The organism is Gordonia sp. PvP123 (genome assembly GCF_040547295.1).
Lineage (GTDB): Bacteria > Actinomycetota > Actinomycetes > Mycobacteriales > Mycobacteriaceae > Gordonia > Gordonia terrae.
Genome location: NZ_JBEPPN010000004.1, coordinates 486,368 through 511,338 on the forward strand (window position 1 = coordinate 486,368; position 24,971 = coordinate 511,338).

Here is a 24,971-nt window from a genome sequence, read left to right on the forward strand (position 1 = left end):
GTCCGACCCTCACTCGTCCCCCGCGCCACGCTGGTGCCCCGAGGTCAGCAGCAGATCCTGGTGCAGTTCCATCCAGATGTCGTGATAGCTGTCGTACATCGGGCGCGCGAATGCGGCGGTGTCACCGCTGTGAACCTTTTCCAGCGCCGCCGAGAGCCGACCCCGGTAGCGGCCGAGTCGCGGGATCTCGGCGCCGACCTCGTCGAGCGCCTGCGCGATCCGCTGGTGGATTCGGTCCAGATCGGCCACAACGGATGCGTCGTACTCGGCATCGGCGTGATCATTGGGGGTCTCGTCCGGGCGGATCTGCCACGACGCGCACACCTTTTTGAAGTCCCCGTTGATCTGACCGAAGCCCTCGTGGAACGTGTCCACCGCGGTACGTTCTGACTCACTCAGCGTGAGTTCCGAAGACAGTCGCTCGTACTCGGCTTTCCCTACCGGGGTGATCATCGTGCCGGAGATCCGGCCGCCTTCGCGACGCATCACGAACCCGGCGTCCGCCAGCTGTTCGATGGTCACGGCCAGGGCGTCCGCGTCGTGGCCCGTCAGCGCGGTCAGGGCGTCGTCGGTCGCGAGCCCCTTCACCTTGAGGGCATGCAGCACGTCGAAGTGGGCGGTGGAGGTCTCGGTCGTCATACTCGTTCTCCTTGCTGGAATGAATCTTTGCGCATCGTCGGGTTTCCTTGCGCCGAAGACGATCCGCCCGGCGGATCGGCGTCGACCCCGGGTGCGGCGAACCGGTCGACCAGCCGCCGTTTGTCGAGCTTGCCGGTGGGCAGGCGCGGTAGGTCGGTGGTGAACTCGACCGACCGGGGCGCCTTGAAGTGCGCCAGTTGCTCACGCGCGTGAGCGATCAGGTCAGCTTCGCCGACCGAGGCCCCAGCACGCACCTCGACGACCGCCTTGACCGACTCGCCGAACTCGGCGTCCGGCACCCCAACGACTGCCACGTCGGCCACCGCCGGGTGCGCCAGCAGTGCCGATTCGACCTCCTCGGGGTAGATGTTGACCCCGCCGGAGATGATCATGAAACCTCGACGCCCCACCAGGTAGAGGAATCCATCCTCGTCGAGGAAGCCGATGTCGCCCATCTGCTTCAATGCCGGCCGCGAAGCGTCGGCCGGACCGCCGGCGGCCTCGAAGCACACCGTGCCCTCCACGCCGGGATCGACATCGTCGCCCTCGGAATCGGTGATGTGCACCCGTGCGGCGCCCAGTGGCCGGCCCACCGACCCCGGATGCGACCGGGCGTCCGTCGGCGAGATGTAGGTATGCCCGTAGCCCTCGGATGCTCCGTAGTACTCGTGGAGGACCGGACCCCACCATTCGAAGATCGCTTCTTTGACATGCGGCGGACAAGGGGCACCCGAGGTGAAGGCCACCCGATGCCGCGGGGACAGCACGATCGACTGCCGGTCGGGCAGGTTCAACAGGCGGATCAGCATGGTCGGCACCCACTGCGAGTGCGTCACACCGTATTCCGTGATCGCTCGCATCGCCCCCGCGGCGTCGAACTTCTCCATGCACACGACGGTGCCGCCGGCCGCCAGCGTGATCAGCTGGAAGGTGAACGGCGCCGCGTGATAGTTCGGAGCGGGCGACAGCAGGACCGAGTCGGCTCCGACGCCGAGCTCGTCGACCAGGCCCGAATGCCGGCGCGGAGCATCCGCGGGATGCACGCCGAGCAGCGGTTGGGCGAACCGCTTCGGCCGTCCGGTCGTCCCGCCGCTGTAGAGCACCCGCGCGCCGAGCAACTCACGCTCCAAGGGCTCAGACGACTGATCGGCGAGCGCGTCCGCCAGGGCGACACAGCCGTCCGCCGGGCCGTCGGCGCACACGATCACGGCCCGGTCCAGACTCGGGTCGGCGACCGCGGCGACGACCCGGTCGGCGAGCGCCGTGCTGGTGACGATTGCGGCCGGGCGGTCCTCCTGGATGAGTGCGGCGAGCTCGGTCGGCGTGAGATGCCAGTTCACCGGGGTCACGTACAGACCGCTGCGCATCCCGGCGGCCACCGCCACCGGCCACGCGAGACTGTTCTCCATGACCAGCACCACCGAGTCGCCCGGGCCGACGCCGCGGGACTGCCAGAATCGGGCCAGTCGATTCGATCGACGATCGAGCTCGGCGTAAGTGATGCGCTCCCCCGACCCCGCCATCACATAGGCGATGGCGTCGGGGCGGGTACGCGCGGTGGACGGTGGGTACACATCACTCCTGTTTGCGAATCAGATGTCACATTACCTTCACCGGCGGTGATCACCGATTGGTGCAGGTAGGCAATCTCAGACTTTTATCCTGTTGTGGTTCACAACACACCATAGACTATGGTTTAGTGAAAATGCAGTCGCAAACGAGAGTTCATTGGAGAAGACATGACCATCGCTGACGACATCGACCTGATGGACCTCCGCCCGTTCGCGGCCGGTGTCGACCATGACATGTTCGCGCGACTGCGCGCCGAGGACCCGCTGCACTGGAACGCCGAGCCCGACGGCCGTGGATTCTGGTCGGTCACCCGCTATGAGGACGTCAAGGCCGTCGCCTCCAACGCCGAGGACTTCACCGTCACCCAGGGCACGCAGATCGCGAGTCGCCGCGCGGAGGGTGAGGGCGCGCGCAGTATTCACCATGTCGATCCGCCCGAGCACGGCAAATTGCGGGGGATCGTCACGCCACACGTGCGGCCGGTCAAGCTCAAGTCGCTCGAAGGTGACATCTCCGCGGTCATCGACGAGTTGCTCGACGCCCACACCGGCGCCGGCGACATCGACTTCGTGGCCTCCGTCGCCGCGCAGCTCCCGCTGGTGATGATCGGGCGACTGCTCGGCGCGCCGCTCGAGGACTGCCCCAACCTGTTGCGGTGGACGAACCAGATGGCCAGTGAGGACCCCGACTACTCAGAGGGTCCGGAGACCGCGGTGAAGGCGCGCGACGAGGTCTTCGACTATTTCCGCGGATTGGAGAAGCTGCGCCGGGAATGCCCCGCCGACGACCTGATCAGTGTGCTGACCGCGGCCGAGCTCGATGGTGTACCCCTCTCCCGCGGCTACCTCGACGCCTACTACTTGATCCTCATGGTCGCCGGGAACGAGACGACACGCAATCTGCTGTCCGGCGGCGTCAACGTCCTGGCCGAGAATCCGCAGTGGTGGGACTTCATGCGAGCGAACCCCGCCAAGATCCGGGTGGTCGTCGAAGAGATGGTCCGCTGGGTCTCGCCTGTCCTGTCCATGCGCCGCACCGCCACCCGCGACATCGAGATGCACGGCAGGACGATCCGCGAAGGTGACAAGGTCGTGATGTGGTTCTGCTCGGCCAACCGCGACGAACGCGCCTTCGACGACCCGGAGACGTTCATCGGCAACCGGTTCCCCAACGAGCATGTCGGCTTCGGATGGGGCGCGCATGCCTGCCTCGGCTCGAACCTCGCCCGTCTCGAGGCACGGTTGTTCTTCTCCCGCATCATCGAGCGGGGACTGGGCATCACCGTCCTGGACACGCCGAATCGATTGCAGAGCAACTTCTTCCGCGGTATCAAGACGCTCCCGGTCCGGATCGAGGCCACCCGATGAGCATGGGCACGATCGGCGACCCCCCGACGATCGCCGGTGTCGGTCCGGCCGCGCTGATCGAGGGTCGCTCGATCCCGGATGGCGCGCCTATCCCGGTCGTCAATCCTTTCACCGACCGCGAGATCGGTGTGACCCATGAGGCGGGCGCAGCCCTCGTCGACGAAGCTGTTGCCGCCGCGGTCGCCGCACTCCCGGGGTGGTCGCGGACACCCGCGTCTCGGCGAGCTGCCGTGCTGCGGTCGACCGCGGATCTCATCGAGCGGCCGAGCCATCGGATCCCGGCCATGGTGACCGATGAAATGGGAATGCCCATAACGCTTTCGACTGTCACACAGCAGGCATTGCCGGCAACGGTCCTGCGGGCAACCGCAGATGCCGCCGAGAGCTTTCCCTGGGAGCAGACCTCTGACGGGACGATCCTGCGCCGGGTGGCCGGCGGGGTGGTCGCGGCCATCACTCCGTGGAACATGCCCGTGCACCAGATCATCGCCAAGGTCGCGGCCGCATTCGCCGCAGGGTGCACCGTGGTGCTCAAGCCTTCCGAGGCCACCCCGTTCGACGCGATGCTGGTGCGCCGGTGCTTCATCGACGCCGGCCTACCCGCGGGTGCCTTCGCCATCGTCAACGGCACGGGACCGGTGACCGGGCAGGCCCTGGCGTCGCATCCCGACATCGCGCACGTGTCGTTCACCGGCAGCGTACGCGGTGGAAAGGCCGTCGCCACAGCAGCTGTGGAGTCGCTCGCACGGACCACGCTCGAACTCGGCGGCAAATCGCCCGCCGTGGTTCTGCCCGATGCCGACCTCGACGCCGTGGTACCGCGAGTGCTGGCGTCCGGGTTGGTCAACTCCGGGCAGGCCTGCAACGCCACGAGCCGCCTCGTGCTGCCCGCCGCACACGCCGGCCGCATCGAGACGTTGATCGACACCGCACTCGGGCACTTCGTGTTCGGCGACCCGACCGCGTCGGAGACCACTCACGGCCCGCTCGCCTCCCCTGCGCACGCCCGACGAGTTCTCGACCATGTCAATCGTGCTCGTCAGGACGGCGCCCGGGTGATCGCCGGCACCGGAAGCCAACTCGACATCGGCGACTCCCGTTCGTTCGTCTCTCCGATCGTGTTCGGCGATCTCGACCCCACCGCCGCCGCGGTCCGCGAGGAGATCTTCGGTCCGGTCCTGGTGGCGCAGTACTACCACGACGTCGCAGAGGCCATCGAGCTGGCGAACGACAGCCAGTACGGACTGTCGGCAGAGGTGTGGTCGGCCGACCGGGATCACGCGCTCGAGGTCGCGACGCAGCTGGAAGTGGGCCAGGTCAAGGTCAACGGGGTTCGTACCCGCGAACGACCGACCGTGCCCTTCGGCGGGGTCAAGAAGTCCGGTCACGGTCGCGAGCTGGGCAGTGCGGGAATCACCGAGTTCACCGAGATCATGGCGGTGATGGCATGACCGTCCCCGCACGCACTGTCGTCATCACCGGCGCCGCCTCGGGGATCGGGCTGGCCCTGGTCCGGCGGATTCTCGATCGGGAACCCGACACCCGACTCATCGCCGTCGACATCGCCGACTGCCCGGATGAGCGGGCCGACACCCTGCTGTGCGACCTCTCCGACCTGGAGGCAATTGCCGCGCTGGACCTGCCCGATGCCATCGACGCGCTGGCCAACGTCGCCGGTGTCCCCGGCACCGCACCGGCCGAGACCGTATTGGCAGTCAACACACTCGGATTGCGGGCGCTGACATTCCGGGCTCTCGAACGGATGCCGGCCGGCGGCGCCATCGTCAACGTCGCCTCGATCGCGGCGAACCGGAACACCGTCGCGCACGACGACATCATCGGCCTGCTCGAGGTTCGCGACCGGGAAGAATTGCGTAGCTGGATTTCTCAGGTGCGGATCGAGGGCCCAGCCGCCTACGACGCCTCCAAACGCGCCGTCGTCGACTGGACCGTCGCACTGTCGGCGTCGCTGCAGCCCCGGGGAATTCGAGCCCTGTCGGTCAGCCCGGGCCCCACCGAGACCCCGATCCTGTCCGACTTCGAACAGTCGATGGGCGCCGAGGCCATCGCACGATCGGCGTCGATGGTCGGCCGCCACGGCACGGCGACCGAGTCGGCGTCGGTGATCGACTTCTTGCTCGGCCCGGACGCCGCCTGGGTCAACGGCATCGACGTACCCGTCGAGGGCGGACTCACCGCACTGCGCGCCACAGCCATCCCCCTTCCCCTGTCCCGACCCCGTAGCCGGGTCGACATCGCCGAGTGAAAGGACCACTCATGACCACACCTGCTGTCCTCGCACTGGACGGAACCGCGCCGGCCGATCGAGAGCTGCTCGGCGGCAAGGCCTACAGCGTGAACCGCATGCGGTCGCTGGGATTGCCGGTCCCACCTGCCTTCGCCCTCACCACGCCCGTCTGCGCCCAGTTCACCGAAGCAGGCGGTCAGCTCCCCACCCGCGTCTGGGAGGGGGTGCTCGCCCAGCTCCGCGTCCTGGAGCAGCAGACCGGAAAGGTCTTCGGCGCCGGCCCGTTCCCTCTGCTGGTCTCGGTGCGCTCGGGCGCTGCCCAGAGCATGCCCGGCATGATGGACACCGTGCTCAATCTCGGCCTCACCCGCGAGCTGGTCGCACAGCTGGCCGAGGCGACCGGCGACCCCGACTGGGCCCGTGACACCTGGGAGCGATTCCGCGCCGGATACGGCGACATCGTGCTCGGCGACGCCACCGCCGCACCACCCACCGACCCGTACGACCAGTTGCGCGAGGCGATCGGCGCCGTCTTCGGTTCATGGAGCAACGAACGGGTCGCAGCCTATCGACGTCACCACGGTCTGGGCGAGGGCGGCGGCACCGCGGTGACCGTGCAGGCCATGGTGTTCGGCAACCGCGACGATCAGTCCGGGACGGGCGTGGTGTTCAGCCGCGACCCGGCCACCGGCGCACCCGAGCTGTTCGGCGAGTGGCTCGCCCGGGCGCAGGGTGAGGATGTCGTCTCCGGTGAGCGCACGCCCGAGACCATCGACTCCTTCCGCACTCACTCGCCACACCTGCACGCCGAGCTCAGCACGATCGCGCGGACGCTCGAGAACGAACACCGCGATCTCGTCGACATCGAGTTCACCGTGGAGAGCGGCACGCTCTACATGCTGCAATGCCGCTCGGGGAAGCGCTCCGCGCGTGCTGCGGTCCGCATCGCCGTCGACCTGGTCCGCGAGGGCCTCATCAGCCGGGACGACGCCGTCGCGCGTATCAGTCCCGAACAGGCGAAGTCGTTGTCGCAGAACAACTCGGCAGACGCCGCGGCCGACGTCCTCGCCACGGGCACGAGCGCCGGCCCCGGTGCCGCGGTCGGCGTCGTCTACACCGACACCGACGATGCCTGCGCCGCAGCGGCACGCGGCGAGCACGTCGTCCTCGTCCGGCCCTCGACCTCGCCGGCCGACGTGCCCGCGATGTTCGATTCCGTGGCGGTCGTGACCGAGGTCGGCGGTACGACGTCCCACGCCGCCCTGGTGTGCCGCGAGATCGGGGTGCCCTGCGTGGTCGGGTGCGGGATCGGACTCTCCGACGCCCTCGCCGGGCAGACGGTCACCGTCGACGGAACGACCGGAAAGGTCTATGCCGGTGACGTTCTCAGTGCCGGCACCTCCGCTGACGAGTACGTCGACGAGCTGGTGTCGTATCTGCCGGACGTGCTGTCACCCGAACACCCACTGGCCGAGCTGATCACCGCACGAACACTGCAGGGGGCCTGATGAGCACCGACACCGGACCGGACGCCCGTGCGCACGATGGGATCGACGCTGCTTACTCGGCAGCCGGCCTTCTCGATCACACCGCGGCCCCGGCCAAACGCGCGAACAAGCGCGGTGAGCAGACGCGCGACAAACTGGTCAAGGCGGCGACGGAGTGCTTCACCGAGTACGGATACACCCGCACCCGGATCTCCGACATCACGCACCGGGCGGAGATCTCGCAGGGCAACTTCTATCGGCATTTCGTCAGCCTCGACGACATCTTCCTCGCCGCGCTCCGCCCGTCCCTGCTGGAACTGGCCAATGCACGACTGCGTCCCGATCGCGCCCAGGGCGAGTTGCAGTCGCTGATCGAGGTCAACACCACGTATCTCCAGGCCTACGCTCGCAGTCGCCACATGCTGCGACTGCTCCGCGAGGCGGCCGCGGCCAGTGAGAACCGGGGGTTCCAGCAGCTCTGGCTCAATCTGCGGGGCGACTTCGTGCGACGCACCGAGCGCTGGCTCGACCGCCTCGTCGCCAACGGGACCATCGAGGCCTGTGACACCGAGTTGCTCGCCGAGACCCTGGGCTGCGCCACCGAGCAGATGGCCTACATCCACGTCGGTCTGCCGGCCAGCACCCCGCGACGAGAGCGCCTCGAGGCTCTCGGGACCGCGCTCGGCGAACTCTGGTACCGGGTCATCCCGCTCACCTCCAGGACGACGGCATGACCCGCTCCGTCGCCTCGCCGGTCGAGCGCACCCTCGGGATCGACGTCACCGTGACCGCGGTCCGCGACGAGACGTCCGAGGCACGCACGATCGTGCTGGACTTCCCCGCGGGCAGCGACTACCGACCCGGGCAGTTCATCACCGTGCGCATCCCGAGCGATCGGACCGGCTCGGTCGCGCGCAGCTATTCGTTGTCGACCGCTCCCGGGGTCGACGCCGCCCCGGCGATCACCGTCAAGCGAACCCGAGACGGCTACGGATCGAACTGGTTGTGCGACAACGCCGAACCAGGCCTGACCCTGCACGTCATCCCACCGTCGGGGGTCTTCACGCCGCACTCCTGGGCGCACCCGCTGTACCTGTTCGCGGCCGGCAGCGGCGTGACGCCGGTGATGTCGATCCTGCGTTCGGCCCTCGAATCCCACGACACGACGGTGACCCTGTTCTACGCCAACCGCGACCGGGAGTCGACGATCTTCGCCGACGCGATCGACGAGCTGGCCGAGCGTCATCCCGGACGGTTGGTGGTGCATCACTGGTTGGAGGCCGACCGGGGTCTACCCACCGCGGCCGCGATCGGCGACGTTGTTGCCGGCACCGAGGACTGCGAAGCCTTCATCTGTGGTCCGGCACCGTTCATGGACCTCGTCGAGCACACCCTCCGCGGGCGCGGCCTGCACCACGAGGCGGTCCACGTGGAGAGATACGTGTCGCTGACCGGCGACCCGTTCACCCTCGCGACGCACGACGACGAGGGTGGCGCCCACGACGTCACCGTGCACATCGACGGCGACGTGCACACGGTCCGCTGCGGCACGGACACCGTGCTGCTCGACGCACTGCTCGCCGCCGACGTCGACGCACCGTATTCCTGCCGGGAAGGTGACTGCGGGTCGTGTGTGGCCCGACTGACCGCCGGCGACGTCGACCACGGCAACGGGATCGCGCTGGAATCCGAAGACATCGACGACGGATACCTGCTGACCTGTCAGGCGACCCCGAAGGGCCCGGTCACGATCGAGTTCGACTGAAGCCACACCCCGGATACATCGCATCGGCCCCGAGCGCTACACCGCGCCGATGATGTATTCCACTGCCAGATAAGCCTGCACCGTATTCCCGGCGACCCGATCTAGCGAGACCCGTCGGCCTTCGAGCGATTCTGTGGGGGACAGTGGCGCCACAGGGCGGGGTGTCAGTTGCCGACGGCAACGCGGTTCTGCAGGTCGAGTGCGATGTCGACGATGAGGTCTTCTTGACCACCGACCAGTCCTCGTCGTCCCACTTCGAGCAGGATGGTGCGCACGTCGATGCCGTAACGCTCCGAGGCGGTTTCGGCGTGGCGCAGGAACGACGAGTAGACCCCGGCGTAACCCAGGGTGAGGGTTTCGCGGTCGACTCGTACTGGACGGTCCTGCAGTGGGCGCACGATGTCATCTGCGGCGTCTTGTAGGGCGAACAGGTTGGTGTTGTGTTTCCAGTCGTGCAGGTCGGCGACGGCGATGAACGGTTCGATGGGGCAGTTACCTGCGCCGGCTCCGTGTCCGGCCAACGATGCATCGACCCGGGTTGCCCCGGCTTCGACAGCGATCACCGAATTGGCCACCGACAGCGAGAGATTCTCGTGCGCGTGGATTCCGATCTCAGTGGCTGGGTCGAGAGTCTCGCGGTAGGCGCGGACACGCTCGCGGGTACCGTCCATGGTCAGCTTGCCCCCGGAGTCGGTGACGTAAACACAGTGTGCTCCATAGCTTTCCATCAGTTTGGCCTGGCGCGCGAGTTCTCCGGGGTCGGTCATGTGGCTCATCATCAGGAAGCCGGAGACGTCCATGCCGAGTTCGCGGGCGGTGGAGATGTGCTGGGCGGAGACATCGGCCTCGGTGCAGTGGGTCGCGACCCGTACTGACCGGACGCCTAGGGAGTATGCCTGGCGGAGTTCGTCAATTGTGCCGATGCCCGGGAGTAGAAGCGTCGTCAGACGAGCATGGGTGAGGTTGTCGGCGGCGGCCTCGAGCCACTCCCAGTCGGTGTTGCTTCCCGGGCCGTAGTTGAGGCTGCCGCCGGCCAGTCCGTCGCCATGGGCGACTTCAATGCCGTCGACCCCGGCGGCATCGAGTGCGGCGACGATGATGCCGACGTTCTCCGGTGTGATCCGGTGCCGCAGTGCATGCATGCCGTCACGGAGCGTCACGTCCTGAATGAACAGTTGTGTGGTCATCGCAGAGTTCCCTTGGCTTCGGTCATCGCCAGGTCAACCGCGATGGTTTCGGCGAATTGCACCGCCGCAGAGGTCATGATGTCGAGATTGCCTGCATAAGCAGGTAGGTAGTGTGCGGCTCCCTCGACTTCGAGGAACACGCTGACCTGGTGCGTAGGCCGCGGCGCATCGGCAGGCAGCAGAGTGTGGACGGGCTGGTCGGCCGGGATCTCGGTGATCTGCACGTCCTGCTTGAGCCGGTACCCCGGCACGTAGACAGCCACCTTGTCGACCATCGCGTGCACCGACTCGATCACTGCCCGCTCGTGGTCGGGGCCCGAGAGTTCTGCGAGACAAAACACGGTGTCTCGCATGATCAACGGTGGATCAGCGGGATTCAGGACGATGATTGCCTTGCCGCGCCGGGCCCCTCCGACCGATTCGATTGCGCTCGACGTGGTTTCGGTGAACTCGTCGATGTTCGCGCGGGTGCCCGGCCCAGCTGACTTGGAGGCGATCGACGCGACGATTTCGGCGTAGGACACCGGGGCAATCGCGGACACAGCGGCGACGATCGGGATCGTCGCTTGGCCGCCGCATGTCACCATGTTCACGTTGTCGGACTGCCGGTGTTGGTCGAGGTTGACCGCCGGAACGACGAACGGACCGATCGCAGCGGGCGTCAGATCGATCAGCCGCTTGCCGAAGGGAGCGAGCAACTCGGCGTTGAGCCGGTGGGCTCCGGCGGACGTCGCATCGAAGACGATGTCGACGTCGGAGAAGTTCGGCAGATCGATGAGTCCGCGCACTCCTCCGGACGTCGTCGGCACCCCGAGACGCTGTGCGCGAGCGAGTCCGTCGGATGCAGGATCGATACCGACCATCGCTCCCATCTGCAGATTCTCCGAAAGCCTGATGACTTTGATCATGAGGTCGGTACCGATGTTGCCCGAGCCGATGACAGCGACGGTCGCATCTTTCGTGGTGCTCATCTCACCAGCTCCTTCACGAATGTGGTTGATACCGAGCCGAGACCACTGATGTCGGCGCGAACATGGCAGGGCCCGGCGACCGGCACCATCGGTCCCAGCGCACCGGAGAGCACGACTTGACCGGCCTGCAGCGGTTGGCCGAAGTCTCGAGCGGTGACTGCGAGCCAACGCAGAGCGTTGAGAGGATCCCCGAGACAGTCGGCACCCGTGCCCGTCGAGACGACATCGCCGTCGACCGACATCGTCATATTCACTGACTGCGGCTCGAACTCGCCGAGTGTGCGTCGTTCGTCGCCCAACACGAACAGACCGCTCGATGCGTTGTCAGCAACCGTGTCGGCGAACGTGATGTCCCACCCGGCGATTCGGCTGTCCACGATCTCCAGAGCTGCCACGGCATAAGCCACCGCGCCGTGTACCTGTTCATAGGACAAGTCGCCCTCCGCGAGATCCTCGGCAAGAACGAATCCGATCTCGGCCTCTACCTTCGGTTGCAGGAGACAGTCCAGCGCCACGACGGCACCCGCCGCACAACTCATGTCGTCGAGGAGAATTCCGAAGTCCGGCTGGTCCACACCGAGTTGTTTCTGGACCACCGGCGCGGTGAGGCCGATCTTGCGTCCGACAATGCGTGCACCTGCGTCCACACGAGCAGCGACGACCCGCTGCTGAACCGCATATGCAACGTCGGGATCGTCGACACCGATCAGGGCACGAACAGGCAGGCACGGCGACCGGCGCGCGGCCGCAGACTGTAGTGCTTCCGCAGCCCTTCTCACAGAAGGGTCAGAGGTTCTCAGAGTTTTACTCACGTCGTCTTCCATGTCATCGGGTGCTCAACGGCTCGAGGGTTGAATCGGCAGCCGGTTCTTATCAACTTTCCGCATCGCGATCCCACGTCGTCGCCGTCTTTCCGCGTTCTCGGAGGAGAACTTTGCGGATCTTCCCGTTCTCGGTGGTCGGCAGCGTCTCGACGATGTCGACAAAACGGGGAACGGCGAACTTCGCCAGACGGCCATGGCAGTGGTCGACGATCTCGCGAGGGGTGAGGATTGCGCCGGCCTTGGGAACAACCGACACCATGACCTCGTCCTCGGCCATCTCAGATGGCACCGGATACGCTGCCACCGATTCGACGGCAGGGTGTAGTCCGATTGCCTGCTCGACTTCGAAGGACGAGATGTTCTCCCCCCGCCGACGGATCACGTCCTTCATGCGGTCGACGAACCGGAACCAGCCGTCCGGCTCCCGGACGACGCGATCACCGGTGTGGAACCACAGGTTCCGCCATGTTTCCGTTGTCTTGTCGGACATGCCGTGGTAGCCGGTGGCAAACGCATATGGGACGCGTGGGCGGAGCAGAAGCTCCCCTGGTGTGCCGTCCGGTACTGGAGAGTCGTGCTCATCCACCACGACCGCTTCGAAGTCGGGCTGGACCTGGCCGATGTAGCCGGGTCGAGGCATGTCCGGCGCGGAGGTCAGGACCGAGTTGGTCTCTGTCGAACCGAAGCCGTCGACGAGTCGGATGCCGAACCGATCGAAGAACGGGTCGGCCAGACCCGCCGGAGTTGCCGGTGACAGCGCGCGGTTCACGTTGTGCTCCCGATCCCTCGACTGAGGCTCGCGGGACCAGAGAATGTTGATCATCGCCCCAAGCAGATAAGTGACCGTGGCGTCCGAGTCGGACAGCTCCGACCAGAACCGCCGCGCGGAGAATCGACGTCCTACGACGATCGTTGCCCCGGCGACGAGAGTTTGGAAGAAGGCGTTGAGGGCATTGGTGTGGAACAGCGGCAAAACCGTGAACAACGTGTCCTCATCGGAGATGCAGAGCTGCTCGGAGACAGTGATCCCCCACCAATAGAACTGGGCGTGGGGGCAGCACACACCTTTTGACACGCCGGTGGTTCCAGAGGTGTAGAGCAGCGCCGCCGTATCACCCGGCGACACCGAGCAGGGCGGGACGGCCCCGGAGAGCTCCGGGAAGGTGCGCACGTCGTAACCCGCCACAGCTGTGGCGGCTGAATCCAGCAGCCAGACCTGCTCGAGGTCGGGCGGGGCCGGAACCGACTCCAGGCGATTGAGGAGTTCGGGTTCGATGACCAGAATCCGCGAGTTCGAGTTCTCCAGCGCATGGTGTAGCTGAGTTCCCTGCAACGCGGCGTTCAGTGGCACGGCGACTGCACCTATCCAGGCGCACCCGAGGATGGTCTGAAGCAGTTCGAGCCGATTCTCCGACAGTGTCGCGACCTTGTCCCCGCGACGGATCCCGTTCGCTTGCAGCACTGCTGCAGTCGCGGCGACCAGGTCGCGAACCTCGGCGTAGGTAAGGGCGGATTCCCCCATCTTCAACAGTGTCTTGTCGCTGTACAGCTCTGCCTGACGTGTCAACAGAGCTGGAATGGTGCAGTCCTTCAGGGGAAGACCGCGAAGCGGTGCGATGCGGTCAATGGTGCTGTGCATTGGTTCATTGCTCCTTGGCGGAGGGCTGCGGTATCACCGCGACCGGCCCGCCGGTTGTCTGCGTTTCCGTTGATGCCAAGTCGATCTCAGCGCCTGGGACCCCGCCCTCGCCGACGACTTTCGCAACGACTGTCGGACCCAGGTCGGTACGTATCGACGCGAACGTGACTGCGGGTGTGCCGCGCTGGAGAGAAACCTCTTCGATGACGCCTCGGTAGGCAGTCAGGGGTTCGAAATCGCCACTGCGGCAATGTGGGCAGAGGCTACGTGGAGGGAAGGATGCTCTTCCGCACCTCGTGCAGCTCTGCATCGTGATGCCCATGTCAAACCCTTTCCAGAATCGCGAGGTTCGCGCAGGATCCGTAGCGATAGGTGACCATGCCGTAACCGCTGACGGCGGCGGTGCGTGCGCCGGGAACCTGGCGCTCGCCGGCTTCGCCAAGCAACTGGATGACGGCTTCTACGAGCCCATGCATTCCCGCCGCCGACCCCGCCTGACCGGCGGACAGTTGACCGCCCGAAGTGTTGACCGGCCATTGATCGTGGAGGAGGCGATCGGTGATGTCGAACAAACTCCCGGTGGGGACGAAACCCATGTCCTCCAACTGGATCAACACCATGACCGGATAGTCGTCGTAGACGCTGATCACATCGATATCGGTAGGACGCAGACCTGCGCGGTTCCACAGTTCTGGGGCGACCCGGCCCAGGCCGGTGCGAAGTCCGTCGCCTTCATGTCGGTCCCAGTTCACAGAACCGCCGATGGCACTGACGCGAACCGCGGGACTTCCGTCCTGGATGTGGTCCTGTCTCGTGATCACGATGGCGTCTGCACCCGTGACCGGTGGAACGCAGTCGAACCGACGCAGGGGCGACGCGATGACGGGCGAGTCGAGATAGTCGTCCATACTCATCGGCGTCCGGTATACGGCACCTGGATTGATTGTCGCCCAACGTCTCTGGGCAACAGCCACCGCTCCGTACGCCTTTTCGTCGAGACCGTGTCGACGCATGTGGCGTTGCGTGAGCATCGCGAACATGGCGTTCGGTCCACCCATTCCCAACGGAGTGACATAGTCCCGCGTGATGGCGTTGTATTCGTCGACCACTGACTTGAAGTCCGACGCGGTCATGCGGTCGCCGGCAACCAGGACAATGGTTTCCGCGTCTCCGGCCTCGATAGCGCGCACGGCATGCTGGAGCATGTTCACGCCGCTGGCTCCGCCGTTGGTGTCCTCCATGATCCAGCGGAGAGCCAGGCCGCTGCGAAGGGCAAGGTCGACAGCGTGGTCGGGTTTGAGGGTGAAGCTCGATACCCCGAGCCCATCAACGTCTTCGATAGCGAGGCCGGCCTTCTCGACCGCCTGCCGAACAGCACTGGTCAGCAGACGCTCTGTGGTCTCGTCTCCCTCAGGGTGTCGGGTATACGGCACCTCGACTGCGCTGGCGATGACTGCACTATGCCCGGTCATACCGGCTCGCCGATCTCATCCAGCGAACGAGAATCCGAGGCAACCGGCGGCATCCCCGAGAGCGAGTCGATGCCCTTGGTTTCGGGAGCCTTGAGCACGGCGACGGTACTGAGGACCCCGAAGAGGGCTAGGTACACCGCGATGGGCCAGTAGGTCCCGGACCAGGCAAGCAGTCCTGTGGCGATCAGCGGCGCGACACCGCCGGCGAAGATCGCGGCGACTTCATGCCCTATCGACAATCCGCTGTAGCGGACCTTTCCGGTGAACAGTTCGCTGAAGAAGCTCGGCTGAGTACCGATCATCGCACTGTGGCAGATGCTGATGGCGACGATGATCGCCAGCCAGATGAGCGCCGTGTTCTTGGTGTTGATCAGAAGGAAAAACGGTGCGGCCCAGATGATCACTCCGACGGCGCCGATGAGATAGACCGGGCGTCGACCGATCCGATCCGACAGTGCCGCGAACCCGACCATGGTGAATGTCTCCAGGATGTTGGCGACGATGATCGCGGTCAGAATCACCCCGCTACCCACCCCGATGTGGACTCCGTAGGCGAGGGAGAACACCGCGAAGATGTACGAACCGCCGTTTTCGGCCATGCGCGCGCCTACGGTGACCAGGATTGATCGCCGCTGCGTCTTGATCGCTTCGAGTGCGGGGTAGCGAACCCGGTTGTCCTCCGCCTGGAGCTCCTCGAAGACCGGGGTTTCCTGGACCTTCATGCGGATCACCAGTCCGGCGATCATGAGAACCAGTCCCAGAAGGAACGGTATCCGCCAACCCCAGGAGAGAAATTCGTCTTCGGGGAGCAGGTTGACCAGGGCGAACACTGACGACGACAGGATGAAGCCCAACGTGACGCCCACCTGGCTGAAGGCGGAAAAGAATCCGCGCCGGCTCGGCGGAGCATTCTCGCTGATCAAAAGTACTGCGCCACCCCATTCCCCGCCGACTGCGATTCCCTGGATCACACGCAGTATCACGAGAAGAATCGGCGCCCAGACGCCGATCTGGGCATGTGTGGGGAGTAGACCGATGAGAGCAGTACAGACGCCCATCATCATGAGCGTGATGACGAGCATCGACTTTCGTCCGACGCGGTCACCGAAGTGCCCGAAGATGACTCCACCGAAGGGCCGTGCGATGAAACCGATCGCGAACGTTCCGAATGCGGCGAGTGTTCCAACGAGGGAATCGTCCCCGGTGAAGAAGAGCGGCCCGAAGACGAGGGCTGCGGCGGTTCCGTACAAAAAGAAGTCGTACCACTCGAGGGCGCTGCCGATCAGGCTCGCGGTGGCCGCCTTGCGCGTTCGGCTTTCTACAGATTGATTGGACATGGCAGGAATCCGTTTCCTAAATTGCGAGAGTCATGTTTGAGGGCTCTTCAGCGGGCCAGTGATACCGGCGTGGGGATCGAGACTGTGAGTCAGTGACCGAATGCTTCGACAAGCCACCATGCCCCTTCGTTCGAGACGATCTTGGCGTCCAGGACCATCGGGCGGCTGGGTTGGTCGAGCCAGGACTTGATCGGGAGTAGATCGTCGAGGCACCTGACGGTGACGGTCTCACAGCCGAAACCGCGAGCGAGGGCAGCGATGTCCGTCTCCGGGAAGGTCACCGTGTCGAGGTCTACGTGTGATCCGAAGTGGTGGGCTTCCGCCCCGTACTGCGCGTCGTTGTAGACGATGACGAGCATGGGGAGGTTCAGACGGGCTGCCGTCTCGAGTTCGCTGATACCCATCAAGAAGCCACCGTCGCCACAGGCCGCGATCGGAACCCGGTCGGGTTGAGCGATCGCGGCGCCGATCGCGGTGGCGAGGCCGAGGCCAACGGATTGAAATGCCTGGGTGAAGCAGAATCCGTACTCGTCGGGTACGTCGAGAAACATGCTCGGGTAGCCGAGGAAGTTCCCGGAATCCACCGAGAGGACCCGCGAACGCGGCAGCATTCGATTCAGCTGTGCACTCATCAGCCGGGGATCGATCCGCTCGTCTGTGCTCTCGTCTTCGAATGGGACCTGGTGCCATCGTCCTTCGGTCTGGATTCGTTGCAGTGTCCCACTGGTCCGATAGCCGGTCCTCTCGACCCGCGCCTCGGCAAGCAGAGCCGAGGCGTCGGCGGCGGTTTCCGCCACGCCGGCCCACACACCGAGATCGACCGGACGATGCCGCCCGAGGGCACTCTGGTCGATGTCGACCTGGACAACCTTCGCGCTGTCGCCGATCAAGCGGCCGTGCCGCATGGTCCACATGTTCAGTGTGCATCCCCAGCCGACGATGAGGTCGGCGTTCGTGATGAGCTCAGCGGCGAGTGGCGTCGAGAACCCTCCTGCCACGTCGATACTCCACGGCTCCCCTTCGAACATCCCTCGGGCGACGGCAGATGTCGCCAGCAGGGCTCCACATCGGTCTGCGAGCTCGATGAGGGTGCGTTTCGCAGTACCCCCACGGGCACCACGTCCAGCGACGAAGACAGGCCTCCGTGCCTGCTCGAGCAGTGCCGCAAGTTCTTCCACATCGGCTCGCTGAGGCCGGGGAGCCATCCTGGTGATCGGGTGCGGAACCGAGATGGACCCGGTCAATGCACAGTCCTGGACATCGATGGGGATGTTGAGCACCACCGTGCGCTTCTGCGTCGCACAGACGTTGTACGCGTGAGTCAGATCGGCAACAGCTGTCTCCGCAGATCGGATTCGGTGCGCCACTGCTCCGCAACCGCGGGCGATCGATTCCTGGTCGATGTAGAAGTTCGACTTCGGATCGGTGGCTTCGGCGGTCAGGACGAGCAGCGGGCTCTGGCTCTTCGCGGCTTCGACTATGCCGGTCAACGCGTTGGTGTATCCGCACCCCTGATGCAGCGAGAGCACGGTCACCTGCTCGCTCATTCGGGCGTGGGCGTCTGCCATGACCGCTGCGCCGCCCTCGTGACGTGCCGCGACGAAGCGGGCGCCGGCTTCCACGAGTGCGTTCGTGTAGTGGAAGTTGCCGCTGCCGACGACACCGAACGCCACCCGGACACCGAGGTCGTACAACGCTCGACCGATAGCTTCGCGAACGTACATGATCAATCTTCCTTTTCGAGCTCGGTGGGTGTTTTCACGAGCGCCATCACTCGTGCGGGGCTACCTGAACCGCCGACGATCTTCAGCGGCGCGACGACCAGCACTCCACCGGTGGCGGGGAGTGACTCGAGATTTCGTAGCTGCGTGACGCCGTACTTGCCGGCGCCGAGCAGGTGGTGGTGGCATGGGAAGGGTGGGTCGAAGGCGTATGCCTGGCCGGCGTCGATACCGACGGTTTCCACCCCGATGCCCCTGATCGGGCTCTGTGTCGCCAACCATTCGGCGCACTCCACCGACATGCCGGGTGTATGAGGACCATCGCCGTCAGCGTTGATGAACTGCACTTCGTCATCGGCCCGGTGGTCCCAGCCTGTTCGGTAGAGCAGCCACCCACCTTCCGGCAAGGGGCCGTAGCTCCGTTCCCACTCCAGTACGTCATCCACACCGAGCAGGAAGTCGGGGTCGTCGACAACCTCCTTCGACTTGTCGATGACGACGAAAGGACCGATCAGGTGAGAAGCCGGAACACGCGAGACATCGGCGAGACCACGGCCGGTGATCCAGTGACACGGAGCGTCGAAGTGGGTCCCCACGTGTTCACCGGTGTGGATGCCGTTCTGGTAGGACGTCTCGCCCCTCTCGTCATAGCGCGCAAGCTCCTCGAGAGAGAATCGCGGAATGGGCTCCATGCCATCGGGAAGCGGCAGAACCGGAGTCCGGTCCGACAGCGGGGCGGTGAGATCGACGACGCTGATCGTGTTGTCTCGCAACCCCTCTGACAAACCGAAGGCGGACGGGAGTAGTTCGGGCATGCCCTAGATACTTCAGTTTGTGGGCTGATCCACATAATGCCCTTCTTGCACGCACTATGCCCATATGGCTATCACGCCAGGCTCTGGCTATGCTCTCGCCATGGAACGTCGGCTGAAGCACCTCCTCGACGGCGGTTTCAAACTCCGCCATCTACAACTGATCACCGCAATCGCGAACAATGGAACAATCGTCGGCGCTGCTGCGGATCTGTACGTGACCCAGCCTGTGGTGACCCGGGGTTTACGTGAGGCAGAAGAGATCCTGGGCGTGCGGCTGTTCGAGCGCAGCACACGCGGGGTCACCCCGACGCCCTATGGCACCTTGCTGCTTGAACACGCCGAGATGATCCTGACCAGCATGGAGCGTCTCGCCGAGAACATCGATCACCTCCAACAGAGCGGAACGCGACCGATCCGGGTGGGAACGAACATGACCGGTTCGTATGTTCTCCTCCCACGCACCCTGGTGTCGCTGAAGGCTGCGCACCCTGGTCTCAAGGTGTCGGTGGTCGAGGGCACCGACGAGACCTTGCTCGAGTTGCTGGCGCACCACAAGCTCGACGTCCTGATCGGGCGGATGACCGACGGGAACCCACACCACATCACCCAGCGACATCTGTACGACGAACCCATCCGCATCATGGCAAGGGTTGGACATCCCGCCTTCACGAGAGACGGCCTCGAGCCCGAGTCTCTGGCGTCATTCCCCTGGGTGCTGCCGCCTCCGACCGCCGTGGCGAGCCGGTTCGGTGGGTCATTCGGCGAGACCGGATCTTGGGTCCCGGCGAATGTCATCGAGTGCACGTCGATCCTCACGATCCGGGCGATTCTGCACGCCACCGATTCGCTGGCCCCCCTGCCGGTGCTGGTCGGAACGAACGATCCCGAGCTGCGCATGCTCCCCGTGGAGCTCGATACCCTCCCCCGCGCAATCGCTCTCATTCATTCTGCGGAGTCAGCACTGAGCGAGAGCGCCGACCTGTTCGTGTCGCACCTCCTCGACGAAGTCGAGGCGATCGAATCCGAGCTATCGGAATTGCACCTCGACGTCAAGTAGCGCATGACAGCGGATCGAGCCGAGGAAACTATGTCCGTATGGACATGGCTGGTTCCGATATAGGTATTTGTTCGGCATAGCCGGGGACCCGACCATTGATCCATGACTTCAACCCCCGACGGCTGGATCCGTAACTTCGTCGACGGCGCATTCGTCGATCCCGATCCGCGGCGCGGATTCGATCACGTCGACCCTGCGACCGGACGGATACTCGGCCAGGTCCACGAGGCCGACCAGGCGCTGGTCGATCGCGCCGTGAACGCCGCCCGTCGGGCCCTCGACAACGGCTGGGCCGACACGCCGGTGCGCGAACGCTCCGCGCTGTTGCGCCGCGCCGCGGATCGCATCGAGCAGCGCTTCGAGGAGTTCGTCGCCGCCGAGATGGCCGACACAGGTAAGCCGATCACCCAGGCACGAGAGCTCGACGTGGCTCGAGCGCTGACCAACTTTCGGACCTTCGCCGATGTCGCAGCCGCCGCCGGCCAGGAGTCGTTCATGACCGACCTTGCCGGCGGTCGGCAGGCGCTCAACTACGCGGTCCGCAAACCGCTCGGCGTGGTCGCGGTGATCGTGCCGTGGAACCTCCCACTGCTCCTGCTGACCTGGAAGGTGGCGCCCGCACTCGCGTGCGGCAACGCCGTGGTGGTCAAGCCCAGCGAGGAGACACCTGCGACTGCCACTCTGCTCGCGGAGGTCCTCGCCGAGGTGGGACTGCCCGCCGGCGTGTACAACGTGGTGCACGGCTTCGGTGGCAACTCCGCCGGCGAGTACCTCACGACACATCCGGGAATCGACGGTGTCACCTTCACCGGTTCGTCCGCGACCGGCTCTCATGTGATGAAAACCGTTGCGCCCCGTGTACGTCCGGTGTCGTTCGAGCTCGGGGGGAAGAATGCCGCGATCGTGTTCGATGACGTCGACCTCGACGAAGCACTCACCGGACTCACCAGGTCCGTCTTCGCCAACACGGGCCAGGTGTGTCTGTGTACCGAAAGGGTGTACGTCCACCGTTCCATCTTCGACGACGTCGCTGTCGGGCTCGTCGAGCGTGCCGAGCGACTGCGTCTGGGCAACCCCGCCGATCCCGACGTCACCACCGGACCACTGATCTCGCAAGGGCACCGCGACAAGGTAATGCGCTATTTCGAGCTCGCCGAGCAGTCGGGCGCCAAAGTCTTGACCGGGGGCGGAATTCCGGACCTGGGTCAGGATTTCGAGTCCGGCTCGTGGGTGGAGCCGACGCTGTGGACGGGACTGACCAACGAGGACCCGGTTCTGCGTGAAGAGATCTTCGGGCCGGTCGCCGCATTGGTGCCGTTCGACACGGAAGCGGAGGCGATCGCGCTCGCCAACGACACCCAGTACGGGCTGGCCGCGTCGGTGTGGACCAACGACCTGCGACGCGGACACCGCGTCGCACAGAAGATGAACGTCGGAATCTCCTGGGTCAACACTTGGTTCACGCGCGAACTGCGATCTCCATTCGGTGGCGTCGGGTTGTCCGGAATCGGCAGGGAGGGCGGCGAGTCGTCGTTGCACTTCTATACCGAGCCCACCAACGTGTGCGTGGCCCTATAATTCCCGGGAAAAGAGGAACAATGGAAGCGAAGTCACTGACCCGCAAGGAGATAGACACCCTTGCCGCGCGATTGGACGAGGCACAGCTGCAGGTACTCGACACTCCGAGTCTCGCAGACGATGTCGAGGTCCACATCGACGACGCGTACCGCGTCCAGGAAGCGCTGGTCGGCCGGCAACTCGACCGTGGGCAGACGCTCGTGGGCGTCAAGCTCGGGTTCACCAGCAAGGCCAAGATGGCTCAGATGGGTGTTTCCGACGTGATCGTCGGCCGGCTCACCGACGCTATGCGCGTCGACAACGGCGGTCGATTCGATCTGAGCCGGTTCATTCACCCCAAGATCGAACCCGAGGTCGCGTACCGCCTGATGCAGGACATCGATCTCGACGACCCAGGTGTCGACGTCGAAACCTGCGTCGACGCCGTCGCTCCGGCGATGGAGATCATCGACTCCCGCTACCGTGACTTCCGGTTCACCTACACCGACGTGGTCGCCGACAACACGTCCGCAGCCGCTTTCGTGATCGGTCCGTGGCAGTCGATGCGTTCCGTCGGCGATCTCTCGGTGCGACTCGAGGCGGGCGGGCAGTCCGTTGACGGTTCCACCGCCGCGATTCTCGACGATCCGGTCAACGCTCTCCACGCACTTCTCGACGTGTGTCGCCGTCGCCGAATTCCGTTGCGCGCGGGCGATGTGGTGCTCGCCGGCGCCGCCACCGCGGCAATCCCGTTGGCGGCGGGCGCCGCACGATGCGACATCGACGGCCTCGGCAGCGTCACCGCCGAAGTCAGCTCATGAGCCACGACGCCGCCGCCCGGGTCCTCGAGCAACTCGCGATCCCACGCGGACGATTCCCACATCTGAAGGTCGCGGGCGACTTCGTCTATGTCTCCGGAACGAGCTCCCGTCGACCGGACAATACGTTCGACGGTGTCGAGGTCGACGAGATGGGAACGACGAATCTCGACATCCGAGCACAGACGCGAGCGGTCATCGACAACATCCGATCGATCCTCGTCGAGGTCGGTGCGGATCTGAGCGATCTCGTGCAGGTCACCTCCTATCTCGTGTCGATGAACGACTTCGGCGGCTACAACGAGGTGTACGCCGAGGTGTTCGACGAAACCGGTCCGACCCGGACCACCGTTGCGGTACACCAACTTCCGCATCCGCATCTACTGATCGAGATCCAGGGTGTCGCCTACCTGCCCCCTCATCGCCGTACCGCCCTCAACCTGAAGGATCACTCATGAACGCCATCCCGCCCGTCATCGACTTCCAGAAGTGGATCGCCGAGAACAAACACCTGCTCGCACCGCCGGTGAACAACCAGACGATGGCCTTGGGCGACGACTTCGTCGTCCAGGTGGTCGGCGGTCCAAATCAGCGCACCGACTATCATCTCGACCCGTACGAGGAGTGGTTCTACCAGCTCGAGGGCAGTATCTACGTGGACGTCATGACCGCGGACGGACCGGAGCGCGTGCATATCCGCGAAGGCGAGACCTGGCTGCTGCCCGGCAACATTCCGCATTCACCGCAACGCCCGACCGCCGACTCGATCGGCCTTGTCATCGAACGCGTGCGTCGTGAGGGCACCCTGGAGAAGTTCCAGTGGTACTGCCTCGACTGCAATCACTTGATCCACGAGATCGAGCTGCAGGTGCGCAATATCGTCGCCGACCTGCCACCGGTCTTCGTTCAGTTCTACGAGGACGAGCAGGCTCGCACCTGTGACAACTGCGGGGCCCTGCATCCCGGGAAGGGCTGACGTGAGCGGCACCATCGACGTCCACACCCACTATGTTCCCAAGGGCTGGCCGGACCTGACCGCCGATGCGGGGCGCGATGCGCCGTGGCTGCGGATCGAGACCGAGGCTGAAGCCGTGATAATGATGGGTTCGAACGAGTTCCGACGCATTCAGTCCGACGCCTGGGATGCAGGCATCCGACTGCGGGACATGGATTCCGACGGCGTCCGGACCCAGGTTGTCTCACCCACACCGGCATTCTTCAATTACGGTCGCGCCGGCGCGCAGGCCGAACGGATCGCACGTGTCTTCAACGATCTCGCGCTTGACATCGTGGCCCCCGCCCCGGAGCGGCTGATTCCGTTCTGCCAAGTGCCATTACAAGACCCTGACGCTGCTTGCCGTGAAGTCGAGCGTTGCATCGCCAATGGGCACCGTGGAGTCGAGATTGGCAACCACGTCGGCGATCGAGACCTCGACAGCGAAGGGGTGGTGACGTTCTTGCAACACTGCGCGTCGATGGACGTTCCGGTATTCGTCCATCCTTGGGACATGGACTCGTCGCCCCGCCTCAATCGCTGGATGGCGCAGTGGCTGACCGCCATGCCCGCAGAGACGCACCTGTCGATCCTGGCGTTGATCCTGGGTGGCGTCTTCGACCGTATTGACGATCGGCTGAAGATCGCCTTCGCCCACGGCGGGGGATCGTTCGCGTTCTGGCTCGGCCGAATGGAGAATGCCTGGCACCGCCGCAACGACCTCATCGGCACCTCCGCGATGCCGCCGTCGCACTACCTCGGCCGCTTCTACGTGGACTCCGTTGTGTTCGACGACCGCGCGCTGCGCCTGCTCGTCGACACGGTCGGATCGGACCGGGTGATGGTGGGTAGCGACTACCCCTACCCGCTCGGGGAGCGGCCGGTGGGAGAGGTCGTCCGCACGAGCGACTTCCTGGACGAGGCCTCGCGGGAACTCATTAAGCGCGGCAACGCCGAGCGATTCCTTGGACTCACCGATACGCCTGCGAGATAGCCGATCGAGCCTCGATCCGAGGCGTCGATCGAGACTGCGATTTCCGATGTGGTCGCCTGCTCGGGCCGGAGTGGCGCGGTCACGACGAGGCGAGCAACCGCCAGCACCGACCCGGTACGGGGATTGCCCCGGACGGCCCGGGCGGAGTCAGATCTAGAGTGCCTGGCCATACTGCTCGTCGGTCACCGGTTGCAGCCACTCGACCGCGTCGTCTGGTCGTCGGCCTCGTTTATGGCAAAGTGGACCATCAGGGGCGCCGGGGCGGCGCCGTGCCAGTGTTCCTCGCCTGCTCCGAAGAGCACGCGCTCACCGGGTCGGATAACCTCGACAGGCCCACCGCGGCGCTGCCACAGCCCGATCCCCTCGGTGACGAAGACCGTCTGGCTCAGCGGATGCCGGTGCCAGTGCGTCCGCGCACCCGGCATGAAGTGGATGAGGTTCGCCGATACGTGCGACGGCGAAGTGAGAGCTTCAGATCTGAGTCCGGTCATTCTGCTTCCGGCAGCT

At 65.1% G+C, this 24,971-nt stretch carries 24 protein-coding genes; 12 read left to right on the forward strand and 12 right to left on the reverse strand.

The window, feature by feature from the left end; genetic code table 11:
- Nucleotides 1–9: 9 nt before the first annotated feature.
- Nucleotides 10–639 (reverse strand): MarR family winged helix-turn-helix transcriptional regulator, encoded by a 630-nt coding sequence (locus ABIC25_RS10070; protein ID WP_354561253.1) that lies wholly within the window; start codon nt 637–639, stop codon nt 10–12.
- Complete coding sequence (locus ABIC25_RS10075; protein WP_354561255.1) at nt 636–2,213, reverse strand: AMP-binding protein; 1,578 nt, start codon at nt 2,211–2,213, stop codon at nt 636–638. The genes ABIC25_RS10070 and ABIC25_RS10075 overlap by 4 nt, the downstream gene beginning before the upstream one ends.
- Nucleotides 2,214–2,378: 165 nt before the next feature.
- Here ABIC25_RS10075 and ABIC25_RS10080 point away from each other — a divergent pair, with 165 nt between their 5' ends.
- Genes ABIC25_RS10080 through ABIC25_RS10105 form a run of 6 tightly spaced genes read left to right on the forward strand, consistent with a single transcriptional unit; the run spans nt 2,379 to nt 9,078 of the window.
- Nucleotides 2,379–3,578: a cytochrome P450 gene (locus ABIC25_RS10080; protein WP_354561256.1), complete on the forward strand. Its 1,200-nt coding sequence runs from the start codon at nt 2,379–2,381 to the stop codon at nt 3,576–3,578.
- Nucleotides 3,575–5,029, forward strand: a complete 1,455-nt coding sequence (locus ABIC25_RS10085) for an aldehyde dehydrogenase family protein (RefSeq protein ID WP_354561257.1) — start codon at nt 3,575–3,577, stop codon at nt 5,027–5,029. The genes ABIC25_RS10080 and ABIC25_RS10085 overlap by 4 nt, the downstream gene beginning before the upstream one ends.
- On the forward strand, nt 5,026–5,844 hold the full coding sequence (locus ABIC25_RS10090; RefSeq protein WP_354561259.1) for an SDR family oxidoreductase: 819 nt from the start codon (nt 5,026–5,028) through the stop codon (nt 5,842–5,844). Before ABIC25_RS10085 ends, ABIC25_RS10090 begins: the two co-directional genes overlap by 4 nt.
- An 11-nt stretch (nt 5,845–5,855) precedes the next feature.
- A complete protein-coding gene (locus tag ABIC25_RS10095) occupies nt 5,856–7,334 on the forward strand; it encodes a pyruvate, phosphate dikinase (protein WP_239401377.1) in 1,479 nt (492 codons plus the stop codon).
- The gene (locus ABIC25_RS10100) at nt 7,334–8,047 is read left to right on the forward strand and encodes a TetR/AcrR family transcriptional regulator (protein ID WP_239401375.1); all 714 of its coding nucleotides are present in this window, start codon (nt 7,334–7,336) and stop codon (nt 8,045–8,047) included. The genes ABIC25_RS10095 and ABIC25_RS10100 overlap by 1 nt, the downstream gene beginning before the upstream one ends.
- Entirely contained in the window at nt 8,044–9,078 is a 1,035-nt protein-coding gene (locus tag ABIC25_RS10105) for a ferredoxin--NADP reductase (RefSeq protein WP_239401373.1), read from the forward strand. The genes ABIC25_RS10100 and ABIC25_RS10105 overlap by 4 nt, the downstream gene beginning before the upstream one ends.
- A 164-nt stretch (nt 9,079–9,242) precedes the next feature.
- Here ABIC25_RS10105 and dmpG read toward each other — a convergent pair whose 3' ends face one another.
- From dmpG to ABIC25_RS10150, 9 genes are all read right to left on the reverse strand, one after another.
- Nucleotides 9,243–10,265, reverse strand: coding sequence for a 4-hydroxy-2-oxovalerate aldolase (gene dmpG / locus ABIC25_RS10110; RefSeq protein WP_238418858.1), 1,023 nt, complete (start codon nt 10,263–10,265; stop codon nt 9,243–9,245).
- Nucleotides 10,262–11,236 (reverse strand): acetaldehyde dehydrogenase (acetylating), encoded by a 975-nt coding sequence (locus tag ABIC25_RS10115; protein ID WP_238418859.1) that lies wholly within the window; start codon nt 11,234–11,236, stop codon nt 10,262–10,264. The genes dmpG and ABIC25_RS10115 overlap by 4 nt, the downstream gene beginning before the upstream one ends.
- A complete protein-coding gene (locus tag ABIC25_RS10120; protein WP_239401371.1) occupies nt 11,233–12,060 on the reverse strand; it encodes a 2-keto-4-pentenoate hydratase in 828 nt (275 codons plus the stop codon). The genes ABIC25_RS10115 and ABIC25_RS10120 overlap by 4 nt, the downstream gene beginning before the upstream one ends.
- Before the next feature lie 49 nt (nt 12,061–12,109).
- Nucleotides 12,110–13,699 carry an ATP-dependent acyl-CoA ligase gene (locus tag ABIC25_RS10125; protein ID WP_354561260.1) on the reverse strand — a complete coding sequence of 530 codons (1,590 nt, stop codon included), beginning with the start codon at nt 13,697–13,699 and terminating at the stop codon, nt 12,110–12,112.
- Between the two features lie 4 nt (nt 13,700–13,703).
- Nucleotides 13,704–14,021, reverse strand: coding sequence for a zinc ribbon domain-containing protein (locus ABIC25_RS10130; protein WP_354561262.1), 318 nt, complete (start codon nt 14,019–14,021; stop codon nt 13,704–13,706).
- 1 nt (nt 14,022) lies between these two features.
- A complete protein-coding gene (locus ABIC25_RS10135; RefSeq protein WP_354561263.1) occupies nt 14,023–15,171 on the reverse strand; it encodes a thiolase family protein in 1,149 nt (382 codons plus the stop codon).
- Nucleotides 15,168–16,508 carry an MFS transporter gene (locus ABIC25_RS10140; protein ID WP_354561264.1) on the reverse strand — a complete coding sequence of 447 codons (1,341 nt, stop codon included), beginning with the start codon at nt 16,506–16,508 and terminating at the stop codon, nt 15,168–15,170. Before ABIC25_RS10140 ends, ABIC25_RS10135 begins: the two co-directional genes overlap by 4 nt.
- 89 nt (nt 16,509–16,597) lie before the next feature.
- A complete protein-coding gene (locus ABIC25_RS10145; RefSeq protein ID WP_354561265.1) occupies nt 16,598–18,232 on the reverse strand; it encodes a thiamine pyrophosphate-binding protein in 1,635 nt (544 codons plus the stop codon).
- A 2-nt stretch (nt 18,233–18,234) separates the two neighbouring features.
- Nucleotides 18,235–19,044, reverse strand: a complete 810-nt coding sequence (locus tag ABIC25_RS10150; RefSeq protein ID WP_354561266.1) for a cyclase family protein — start codon at nt 19,042–19,044, stop codon at nt 18,235–18,237.
- Nucleotides 19,045–19,144: 100 nt separating this feature from the next.
- Here ABIC25_RS10150 and ABIC25_RS10155 point away from each other — a divergent pair, with 100 nt between their 5' ends.
- The 6 genes from ABIC25_RS10155 to ABIC25_RS10180 all read left to right on the forward strand — a co-directional run bounded on the left by ABIC25_RS10155 (nt 19,145) and on the right by ABIC25_RS10180 (nt 24,464).
- On the forward strand, nt 19,145–20,101 hold the full coding sequence (locus tag ABIC25_RS10155) for a LysR family transcriptional regulator (RefSeq protein WP_354561267.1): 957 nt from the start codon (nt 19,145–19,147) through the stop codon (nt 20,099–20,101).
- A 102-nt stretch (nt 20,102–20,203) separates the two neighbouring features.
- Complete coding sequence (locus tag ABIC25_RS10160; protein ID WP_354561269.1) at nt 20,204–21,679, forward strand: 2-hydroxymuconic semialdehyde dehydrogenase; 1,476 nt, start codon at nt 20,204–20,206, stop codon at nt 21,677–21,679.
- A gap of 20 nt (nt 21,680–21,699) precedes the next feature.
- The gene (locus ABIC25_RS10165) at nt 21,700–22,479 is read left to right on the forward strand and encodes a 2-keto-4-pentenoate hydratase (protein WP_238418868.1); all 780 of its coding nucleotides are present in this window, start codon (nt 21,700–21,702) and stop codon (nt 22,477–22,479) included.
- Nucleotides 22,476–22,934, forward strand: a complete 459-nt coding sequence (locus ABIC25_RS10170) for a RidA family protein (protein WP_238418869.1) — start codon at nt 22,476–22,478, stop codon at nt 22,932–22,934. Before ABIC25_RS10165 ends, ABIC25_RS10170 begins: the two co-directional genes overlap by 4 nt.
- Nucleotides 22,931–23,452: a 3-hydroxyanthranilate 3,4-dioxygenase gene (locus tag ABIC25_RS10175; RefSeq protein ID WP_238418870.1), complete on the forward strand. Its 522-nt coding sequence runs from the start codon at nt 22,931–22,933 to the stop codon at nt 23,450–23,452. The genes ABIC25_RS10170 and ABIC25_RS10175 overlap by 4 nt, the downstream gene beginning before the upstream one ends.
- Before the next feature lies 1 nt (nt 23,453).
- On the forward strand, nt 23,454–24,464 hold the full coding sequence (locus ABIC25_RS10180; RefSeq protein ID WP_238418871.1) for an amidohydrolase family protein: 1,011 nt from the start codon (nt 23,454–23,456) through the stop codon (nt 24,462–24,464).
- A gap of 182 nt (nt 24,465–24,646) precedes the next feature.
- Here the strand turns inward: ABIC25_RS10180 and ABIC25_RS10185 are convergent, their stop codons facing one another.
- A complete protein-coding gene (locus tag ABIC25_RS10185) occupies nt 24,647–24,955 on the reverse strand; it encodes a cupin domain-containing protein (RefSeq protein WP_354561270.1) in 309 nt (102 codons plus the stop codon).
- Between the last annotated feature and the right edge of the window lie 16 nt (nt 24,956–24,971).

Coding starts and splice junctions, on each gene's coding strand:
- ABIC25_RS10070 (WP_354561253.1), bottom strand. CDS start 639: ATGACGACCGAGACCTCCACCGCCCACTTCGACGTGCTGCATGCCCTC.
- ABIC25_RS10080 (WP_354561256.1), top strand. CDS start 2,379: ATGACCATCGCTGACGACATCGACCTGATGGACCTCCGCCCGTTCGCG.
- ABIC25_RS10085 (WP_354561257.1), top strand. CDS start 3,575: ATGAGCATGGGCACGATCGGCGACCCCCCGACGATCGCCGGTGTCGGT.
- ABIC25_RS10090 (WP_354561259.1), top strand. CDS start 5,026: ATGACCGTCCCCGCACGCACTGTCGTCATCACCGGCGCCGCCTCGGGG.
- ABIC25_RS10095 (WP_239401377.1), top strand. CDS start 5,856: ATGACCACACCTGCTGTCCTCGCACTGGACGGAACCGCGCCGGCCGAT.
- ABIC25_RS10100 (WP_239401375.1), top strand. CDS start 7,334: ATGAGCACCGACACCGGACCGGACGCCCGTGCGCACGATGGGATCGAC.
- ABIC25_RS10105 (WP_239401373.1), top strand. CDS start 8,044: ATGACCCGCTCCGTCGCCTCGCCGGTCGAGCGCACCCTCGGGATCGAC.
- dmpG (WP_238418858.1), bottom strand. CDS start 10,265: ATGACCACACAACTGTTCATTCAGGACGTGACGCTCCGTGACGGCATG.
- ABIC25_RS10115 (WP_238418859.1), bottom strand. CDS start 11,236: ATGAGCACCACGAAAGATGCGACCGTCGCTGTCATCGGCTCGGGCAAC.
- ABIC25_RS10120 (WP_239401371.1), bottom strand. CDS start 12,060: ATGGAAGACGACGTGAGTAAAACTCTGAGAACCTCTGACCCTTCTGTG.
- ABIC25_RS10125 (WP_354561260.1), bottom strand. CDS start 13,699: ATGCACAGCACCATTGACCGCATCGCACCGCTTCGCGGTCTTCCCCTG.
- ABIC25_RS10130 (WP_354561262.1), bottom strand. CDS start 14,021: ATGGGCATCACGATGCAGAGCTGCACGAGGTGCGGAAGAGCATCCTTC.
- ABIC25_RS10135 (WP_354561263.1), bottom strand. CDS start 15,171: ATGACCGGGCATAGTGCAGTCATCGCCAGCGCAGTCGAGGTGCCGTAT.
- ABIC25_RS10140 (WP_354561264.1), bottom strand. CDS start 16,508: ATGTCCAATCAATCTGTAGAAAGCCGAACGCGCAAGGCGGCCACCGCG.
- ABIC25_RS10145 (WP_354561265.1), bottom strand. CDS start 18,232: ATGTACGTTCGCGAAGCTATCGGTCGAGCGTTGTACGACCTCGGTGTC.
- ABIC25_RS10150 (WP_354561266.1), bottom strand. CDS start 19,044: ATGCCCGAACTACTCCCGTCCGCCTTCGGTTTGTCAGAGGGGTTGCGA.
- ABIC25_RS10155 (WP_354561267.1), top strand. CDS start 19,145: ATGGAACGTCGGCTGAAGCACCTCCTCGACGGCGGTTTCAAACTCCGC.
- ABIC25_RS10160 (WP_354561269.1), top strand. CDS start 20,204: ATGACTTCAACCCCCGACGGCTGGATCCGTAACTTCGTCGACGGCGCA.
- ABIC25_RS10165 (WP_238418868.1), top strand. CDS start 21,700: ATGGAAGCGAAGTCACTGACCCGCAAGGAGATAGACACCCTTGCCGCG.
- ABIC25_RS10170 (WP_238418869.1), top strand. CDS start 22,476: ATGAGCCACGACGCCGCCGCCCGGGTCCTCGAGCAACTCGCGATCCCA.
- ABIC25_RS10175 (WP_238418870.1), top strand. CDS start 22,931: ATGAACGCCATCCCGCCCGTCATCGACTTCCAGAAGTGGATCGCCGAG.
- ABIC25_RS10185 (WP_354561270.1), bottom strand. CDS start 24,955: ATGACCGGACTCAGATCTGAAGCTCTCACTTCGCCGTCGCACGTATCG.